The following is a 7,324-nucleotide window of genomic DNA, read 5'->3' on the forward strand; positions in this document are numbered from 1 at the left end:
GCGCCGGATCATCCGCCCCATGCGCCATGCCTTGCTCGCCCTGCTCGTCCTCGCCCTGCCGGCCGCCGCGCGGGCGGAGACGGCCTATTCCCTTGGCAATGGCGCGGTTCGGCTGACGCCGACCCTGCAGTTCGACGCCGATGCGGGGAGCTATTTCGGCCAGAACCGGCCCGGCGGATTCCGCCCCGGCGCCAATCTGCGGCGCGGCTATCTGGGCTTCGAGGCCAGCGTTGGCGAAGATGTGACCTTCGCCTTCGCCTGGGATCTCGGCGGCGACCCGAACGACCACAGCGACCTCTACGAGGCCTGGGTGGGCTATTCGGGGCTCGGCATCGGCACGCTGCGGGTGGGTGCCTACGAGCCGCGCCACATGCTGGAGGAGGCCAGCAGCTCGCGCGACCTGCTGTTCATGGAATCCGCCGCCGCCACCAACCTCGCCTCCGGCCTGGCCTCGGGCGATACGCGCCTCGCCATCGGCCTTGAGGCGAATGGCGAGCGGTGGACCGCCTCCGGCTACGTCACCGGCGGCCTCGCCTCGCAGCCCAACAGCTGGGGGCAGCGCGGGCTCGTCGGGCGGGTGACGGCGCTGCTGCCCACGCCCGAGGGGCTCGTGGCGCAGCTCGGCGTGAACGGCGCCTACCAGTTCCGCCCCGGCGACAAGAGCGACCCGCAGAGCATCGCCCTGTCCGACTATCCGGAACTGCGGCTGAGCGGGCGGCAGCTGCTGGACACGGATGCGGTGCGTGCCAGCAATGCCTGGGCGGTGGGCCCGAGCTTCTCGGCCGGCCTCGGCCGCTTCTACGCCCAGGCGGAATACCAGCGCATCGGCGTCGAGACGGAGGAGAGCGGCGGCCGGCAGGTCCAGGCCTGGTACCTGGCCGGGGCCTACACCTTGCTCGGCCAGCCACGCCGGCACGATGCCGAGGACGGCACCTGGAAGCGCCCGACCCCGGAGGCGGACAGCGCCTGGGGCGCCTGGGAGCTGGCCGGCCGCTACAGCGCCGCCGAGCTGCGGAATGGCCCGGTGCTGCGCGGCGGCGCCCAGCGCATCTGGACGGCCGGCCTCAACTGGTACCTCACCGAGACCCTGGCGGTGATGCTGAACTACCAGAACGGCATCCTGCGGCTGGATGAGGAGAACCGCCGCTTCCAGGCCATCGGCCTGCGCCTGAGCTTCTCGCTGTAGGCGGCAGGGGGCGCCGCGCGCCCCCGCCGGGGTTCCGCCCTAGGCGCCGCCCCGCGCCGCCCGCAGCCGGACCACCGCCCGCTCCCGCCCGATCACCGGCAGGAAGAGCTTCAGCTCCGGCCCGTGCTCGGCACCCGTCAGCGCCCGGCGCAGCGGCAGGAACAGGGCCTTGCCCTTGCGCCCCGTGGCGGCGCCGAGGGCGCGGGTCCAGGCGCTCCAGCTTTCCTCGTTCCAGGGCTCGGGCGGCAGCGTCTCCAGCGCGGCGCCGAGGAACTCCGCCTCCTCCGGCTGCGGCGCCGGCGCGATCTCGCCGCGCGCCACCTCCCACCAGTCCCGCGCCTCGCCCAGCAGGTCGAGATTGCCGCGGATGGCGAGCCAGAAGGCCTCGTCGGCGCCTTCGGGCAGGCGGTCCCGCACCGTGGCGAAGTCCAGCCCGTGCAGGTGGCGGCGGTTCAGCGCCAGCAGTTGCGTCGGGTCGAAGCGCGCCGTGCTGCGCGACATGTTGGCGAGGGCGAAGCCCGGCGCCAGCGCCGCCGGCGGCGCCGCCACCGGGTCCTGCGAGGAGCCGAGCGCCGCGAGATAGCCGACCAGCGCCACCGGCTCGATGCCGTCCCGCCGCAATTGCCGCAGCCCCATGGAGTTCAGCCGCTTGGAGAGCGGCCCGCCATCGGCATCGGTCAGCAGCGGCAGGTGCGCGAAGCGGATGGCGCCCGGCCTGCCCTGCGGGCGGCCGCCCAGCGCCTCGAGGATGTCGATCTGCACGCCGGTGTTGGTGACGTGGTCCTCGCCGCGCACGATGTCGGTGACGCCCGTCTCCAGGTCGTCCACCACCGAGGTGAAGGTGTAGAGGAAGGAGCCGTCGGCGCGGATCAGCACGGGGTCGGAGATGGGCGGCAGCTTCACCTGGCGGCGGCCCAGCACGCCGTCCTGCCACTCCACCGTGCGGGTGGCCAGCCTGAAGCGCCAGTAGGGCTTCTTGCCGTTGTCCAGCGCGCGTTGCAGCTGCTCGGCCGTCATCTTCAGCGCGGCGCGGTCATAGACCGGCGGGCGGCCCTGCTTCTGGCGCTGGTCGCGCTTGAAGCGCAGCTCCTCCTCGCTCTCCAGGCAGGGGTAGAGGTGGCCACTCTTCTTCAGTTTCTCCGCCGCCAGCTCATAGCGGTCGAGCCGGTCGGACTGGCGGAAGCTCTCGTCCCAGTCGAGGCCCAGCCAGCGCAGGTCCTCCTCGATGCCGGCGGCATATTCCGGCTTGCTGCGCTCGGTGTCCGTGTCGTCGAAGCGCAGCACGAAGCGGCCGCCATGGCGGCGGGCCAGCAGCCAGTTGGCCACCGCCACACGGGCATTGCCGACATGCAGGTAGCCGGTGGGGCTGGGCGCGAAACGGAGCTTCATCCCTCTTCCCCCTCCCCGTCCGCATCCGCGTCATCCTCGAGCCGGCGGGGGTCGAGGATGCGCCAGTTGCGCTCCTCCGGGTCGCGGCTCGGCGTGGCGGCGAAGTCGCGGATCTCGGCGCCGCTGGTCCAGCCCTGCGCCTCGGCGCCCGTCACCTCGGCATCCTCGCCGAAGGCGAACCAGGCGGCCAGCACCTCGTCCGGCGTCAGGCCGGGGGCGCGGCAGCGCTCGATGCTGTCGCGCACATAGCGGCGGGCGAAGCCGTTGGCCTGCAGCAGGGTCGGGAAGTTGCGGACGATCTCCACCGGCTCGGCGCCGTTGCCGCCCGAAAGGTCGCGGATCACCACGCTGAAGCCGCCCTTGGGGGCGAAGATGGTGTCGTCGAAATCGCCGCTCATCGGTTGCCGCTCATGCAGATAGGGCTCGTCATTCCGTGGTCGCGTGGGTGAAGCCATGGCCGATGGGGTCGCGGCCGAAGCCGTGGCGGCTGAGGCGGGGCCCCTCCGGCGCGCGGCGGCGGGAGCCGGCCGCCCCGGCCATGCGGCGCCAGAGTTCCGGCACCTCTCCGGGGTCGTATCCCCCGGCGGCCAGCGCGTCCACACCCTTGTGCTCTTCCAGCAGGCCGCGCAGCAGCCCCTCGGTGCCGGCATCGCCCGGCGGGGCGGGCAGCCCGTGGGCGACCGCCAGGGCCGCCAGCTCGGTCCGGAACAGGTCGCGCAGCGGCGCGAAGTGGCCGGCGCGGTGGCCCTCGCCCAGGGCGAGCGCGGTCTTGTCGGCGGCGTTCACCAGCAGGGCGCGGCGCGCCTCCGCCTCGGCCCAGAGCGCGGCCTCGCGGGCATGGCCCGCCTCGGCGCCCGCCGCGCCCGCCTGCCACACCGGCAGCGGCGCGGCCAGGGCGGCGCACAGCGCGGCCGCCTCGCCCTGCGCCGGATCGACCAGCACGCCGGAGAAGCCGCCCCGCGCCACCGCCTCGGCCAAAGCGAAGGCCAAAGCGCGCCACAGCCGCGCCGGCTCCGCCTCCAGCGGCGGCAGGGGCTGCGGGGCGCAGGCCCAGCCCTGCGGGCCGGCGCGCCATTCGGTCAGCCAGAGCCCGTTCGCCGCCTCCGGCCAGCGCGCGGCCAGGGCACAATCGGCGTTCAGCGCGAAACCGCCGCCGGGCCAGATCGCCTCGCCCTGGGCGGCATGCAGGTTCAGCGCCAGCAGCGGCAGGCCGGTCTCCACCACGCGCGGCACGGCGCGGTCGATGGCGCGGTCGGCCGGCTCGCGGCGGAAGGGGGTGGCGGAGAGCGAGACCAGCAGCTCCGCCCCCGTCTCGGCCAGCGTCTCGGGCACGGCGGGGTCGTCGAGGTCGGCGCCGGCCATCAGGCCGAGGCGCAGGCCGCGGAAGGCCACCGGGCCGGGCGACGGGCCCGGGGCGAAGACGCCACCCTGCGCCGCCGAAAGCCGGTGACAGGCGCGGCGGGCGACGACGCGCCCCCCCTCCAGCAGCGCCAGCCCCTCATGCAGCACCGCGCCCTCCGCCCAGGGCAGGCCGACCACCAACCCCGGCCCGCCATCCGCCGTGGCGGCGGTGAGGCGCGCCAGCGCCGCCTCGCAGGCGGCGCGGAAATCGGGGAAGCAGGCCAGGGCGGCGGCGGGCGCGCCGCTCAGCGAGGCCAGCGGTGCGAGCAGCAGCGCGGCGCCCTGGCGGGCAGCCCCGGCGCGGGCTTCCAGCAGGGCGTCGGCGTTCGCCGCGACCGCGCCCAGGCGCGGGCGGGGCGCGGCCAGGGCGATGCGCATTGCCTCCGCCACGGCTCAGCGCCCTCCGACGAGCACGCCGAGCGCCATGCCCGCCGAGACCATGGCGACGCCGGCCAGCCCGGCCAGGCCCAGCGGCTCGCCCAGCAGCGGCCAGGCGGCCAGGGCGGCGAGCGCGGGGGTGAGCGCGGTGATGGTGGTGGTCAGCCCGCCGCCCAGCGCCACCACGGCGCGGGTGAACAGGAAGCCCGCCACCACCACGGCGATGAAGCCCTGGTAGAAGAACTGGAAGCCGATCGCCCCCGGCGACGCCGTGCCGAGGCTGGAGGGCAGCACCAGCCACCACACCGGCAGGTAGAGCAGCGGCGGGTAGAGTGCGAGCACCGTGGTGGCGGTGATGGCCGAGACGCCCCAGCGGCGGATCAGCACGGTGAAGCTCGCCCAGGAGAAGCAGCCGAGCAGGAAGATCAGGTCGCCCCGCCAGGCGCCGGGATAGGTGCCGAAGGTGTCCGAGGCCAGCAGCCCGATGCCCAGCGCCACCACGCCGAGCGAGAGGGCGCGGCCGCGCGAGAAGCGCTCGCCCAGGAACAGCGCCGCCAGCAGCGCCGTGGCGAAGGGCAGCAGCCCGGTCATGATGACGCCGCCATGCGCGGCGGGGGCGAAGCTGAAGCCCCAATAGGCGGCGAGCGGGAAGCCGAAGGCGGCGCCCGCCATCAGCCCGAGCGCGCGCCGCCAGGGCAGGCGCGGCCAGCCGAAGCGCGCCACCAGCGCCAGCCCCGCCAGCAGCGAGCCGGCATAGCGCAGCGCGCCGACATCCCAGGGCGTGAAGGCCTGGCGGGCGGATGAAGCCGCGCCCGGGGCGCCCATGCTGCGGCGCGATGAAAATCCGCCGGTACCCCGCCAGACTCGGGCCAAGCCCCTTGCGACGGCATTTGAGCCCGCGATATGCAAGCCTTTGTGGTGTGGGCATCTGGCTTCACCCAAGACCTGGGTGGCCCTGTCCCCCGATAGGGAAGGAGGTGCCGCGATGTCCGGCTTGCAAACCGCCGACCGCGACCGTTCCGCCAATCCGCTCGACGTGCTGGAACAGATCGTCGCCGCCAATGAGTGGGTGTTCGAGCGCCGCTCCGATGGCGAGATGGCCGTTGAGGCACCGGGGAAGTGGTGCGACTATGGCCTGTTCTTCTCCTGGTCGCAGGAGATCAGCGCCATGCATTTCACCTGCGCCTTCGACCTGAAGGTCCCGTCCAACCGGCGCGGCCCGCTCTACGAGCTGCTGGCGCTCGCCAACGAGAAGCTCTGGATCGGCCATTTCGGCATCGACAGCGAGGATGGCGCGCCGGTCTACCGCCATGCCGTGCTGCTGCGCGGCGCGCCCGGCGCCAGCGCCGAGAGCCTGGAGGACATGGTGGACATCGCCATCACCGAGTGCGAGCGCTTCTTCCCCGCCTTCCAGTTCGTCCTCTGGGGCGGCAAGCCGCCGGCCGAGGCGCTGGCCGCCGCCATGCTGGACTGCGTGGGCGAGGCATGACCGTGCCGGCTCCCACCCCCGCCGCCTCTCCCCTGCCGCCGATCCTGCTGGTCGGCTGCGGCAAGATGGGCGGCGCCATGCTCGAGGGCTGGCTGGAGCGGGGCGTGCGGCAGGCCGTGGTGGTCGAGCCGCAGCCCGCCTCCGTCGCCCCCTTCTCCGACCGCGTGACGGTCTGCGCCGGGGTCGAGTCCATCCCGGCCGGCTTCGCCCCCGCCGTGGTGGTGCTGGCCACCAAGCCGCAGCAGGCCGAGGCCGCGCTGCCCGCCTGCGCCGCCTTCGCGCGGGCCGGCGCGCTGTTCGTCTCCATCATGGCCGGCAAGACGGTGGCGGGCATGACGGCGCTGCTGGGCGGCGAGGCCCGGGTGGTGCGCGCCATGCCCAACACCCCCGCCGCCGTGCGCCAGGGCTTCACCGCCGCCTTCGCCGGCCCCGGCGTGACGGAGGAGCAGCGCGCCCTGGCCGACACGCTGCTCGCCGCCATCGGCGAGGTGGCCTGGCTGGAGGAGGAGTCGCTGATCGACCCCGTCACCGCCGTCTCCGGCGGCGGCCCGGCCTATGTGTTCCTGCTGGCCGAGGTGCTGGAGAAGGCCGCCATCGAGCAGGGGCTGCCGCCCGAGCTGGCGCGGCGCATGGCGCGGCGTACCGTCTCGGGCTCCGGCGCGCTGCTGGCCGCCAGCCCGCTGGATGCCGCGCAGCTCCGCGTCAACGTCACCAGCCCCAAGGGCACCACCGAGCGCGCGCTGAACGTGCTGATGGCGCCCGAGGCCTGGCCGAAGCTGATGTCCGAGGCCATCGCCGCCGCCACCGCCCGCTCGCGCGAGCTGGCCGGCTGAAACCCCCCGGCTTGAAACCCCCTGGCTGAAACCCCCTGCCCCGCCGGGGAACAGCCGGCGGGGCGCGGTGCCCCTGGCCAGCCTCTCCCCCTGGTGAAACCCGGCGCGGACCCCAGACTCCTCCCATGACCGAAGCAAGCTCTCCCCCCGACGAGACCCGCCTGAACGACGCCCTCTGGTCCCTGGTGGCCGAGCAGGGCTGGCATGGCTTCGCCATGGCCGAGCTGGCGGAGCGCGCCGGCACGACGCTCGAGGCGCTGCGCGAGATGGTGCCCACCAAGTTCGCCCTGCTCTGCCGCCATGCGCGCGCCGTGGACCGGGCGGTGCTGGCCGATTCCGCGCTGAGCAGCGGCGGCGCCCCGCGCGACCGGCTGTTCGACACGCTGATGCGCCGGATCGACGCGCTGCAGCCCCACCGCGAGGGCCTGCTCCGCTTCGGCCGCGACATGCGGCGCGACCCGGCGCTGAGCCTGGCGCTGGCGCCGGTGCTGGCCGGATCGATGCAGTGGATGCTGGAGGCGGCGCGCATCGAGGCGGGCGGGCTGCAGGGCCTGCTGCGGGTCAAGGGCCTCTCGGCGGTGTGGATCGCCACGCTGCGGGCCTGGGAACAGGATGACAGCCAGGATCTCGGCCCCACCATGGCCGCGC

Annotated in this window: 8 protein-coding genes; 4 read left to right on the top strand and 4 right to left on the bottom strand. The window is 74.5% G+C overall.

Going from position 1 to position 7,324, the window contains the following annotated elements; all coding sequences use genetic code 11:
* The coding region (locus ACZJYS_RS21190) for an OprO/OprP family phosphate-selective porin (RefSeq protein ID WP_493180231.1) at positions 1–1,186 on the top strand (1,186 nt) is incomplete at its 5' end.
* A gap of 39 nt (positions 1,187–1,225) precedes the next feature.
* On the opposite strand, the gene gltX is transcribed toward ACZJYS_RS21190, so the two are convergent.
* From gltX to ACZJYS_RS21210, 4 genes are read right to left on the bottom strand one after another with little or no spacing between them, the layout of a single operon-like run.
* The gene (gltX, locus tag ACZJYS_RS21195) at positions 1,226–2,575 is read right to left on the bottom strand and encodes a glutamate--tRNA ligase (protein ID WP_493180232.1); all 1,350 of its coding nucleotides are present in this window, start codon (positions 2,573–2,575) and stop codon (positions 1,226–1,228) included.
* Complete coding sequence (locus ACZJYS_RS21200) at positions 2,572–2,973, bottom strand: hypothetical protein (RefSeq protein WP_379648580.1); 402 nt, start codon at positions 2,971–2,973, stop codon at positions 2,572–2,574. Before ACZJYS_RS21200 ends, gltX begins: the two co-directional genes overlap by 4 nt.
* A 28-nt stretch (positions 2,974–3,001) precedes the next feature.
* The gene (locus tag ACZJYS_RS21205) at positions 3,002–4,366 is read right to left on the bottom strand and encodes an NAD(+) synthetase (RefSeq protein ID WP_493180233.1); all 1,365 of its coding nucleotides are present in this window, start codon (positions 4,364–4,366) and stop codon (positions 3,002–3,004) included.
* 3 nt (positions 4,367–4,369) lie between these two features.
* A complete protein-coding gene (locus tag ACZJYS_RS21210; protein ID WP_493180234.1) occupies positions 4,370–5,179 on the bottom strand; it encodes an EamA family transporter in 810 nt (269 codons plus the stop codon).
* A 160-nt stretch (positions 5,180–5,339) separates the two neighbouring features.
* On the opposite strand from ACZJYS_RS21210, the gene ACZJYS_RS21215 reads away from it, so the two are divergent.
* The 3 genes from ACZJYS_RS21215 to ACZJYS_RS21225 all read left to right on the top strand — a co-directional run.
* Positions 5,340–5,843: a type III secretion system chaperone family protein gene (locus ACZJYS_RS21215; RefSeq protein ID WP_109517820.1), complete on the top strand. Its 504-nt coding sequence runs from the start codon at positions 5,340–5,342 to the stop codon at positions 5,841–5,843.
* Positions 5,840–6,676: a pyrroline-5-carboxylate reductase gene (proC, locus tag ACZJYS_RS21220; RefSeq protein WP_493180235.1), complete on the top strand. Its 837-nt coding sequence runs from the start codon at positions 5,840–5,842 to the stop codon at positions 6,674–6,676. The genes ACZJYS_RS21215 and proC overlap by 4 nt, the downstream gene beginning before the upstream one ends.
* Before the next feature lie 125 nt (positions 6,677–6,801).
* A partial coding sequence (locus ACZJYS_RS21225; RefSeq protein WP_493180236.1) for a TetR family transcriptional regulator occupies positions 6,802–7,324 on the top strand: 523 nt, incomplete at its 3' end.

This window comes from Roseomonas sp. TS2 (assembly GCF_058833935.1).

Bases quoted from the DNA above. Each gene is read 5' to 3' on its own strand.
- gltX (WP_493180232.1), bottom strand. From the start codon at position 2,575: ATGAAGCTCCGTTTCGCGCCCAGCCCCACCGGCTACCTGCATGTCGGC.
- ACZJYS_RS21200 (WP_379648580.1), bottom strand. From the start codon at position 2,973: ATGAGCGGCGATTTCGACGACACCATCTTCGCCCCCAAGGGCGGCTTC.
- ACZJYS_RS21210 (WP_493180234.1), bottom strand. From the start codon at position 5,179: ATGGGCGCCCCGGGCGCGGCTTCATCCGCCCGCCAGGCCTTCACGCCC.
- ACZJYS_RS21215 (WP_109517820.1), top strand. From the start codon at position 5,340: ATGTCCGGCTTGCAAACCGCCGACCGCGACCGTTCCGCCAATCCGCTC.
- proC (WP_493180235.1), top strand. From the start codon at position 5,840: ATGACCGTGCCGGCTCCCACCCCCGCCGCCTCTCCCCTGCCGCCGATC.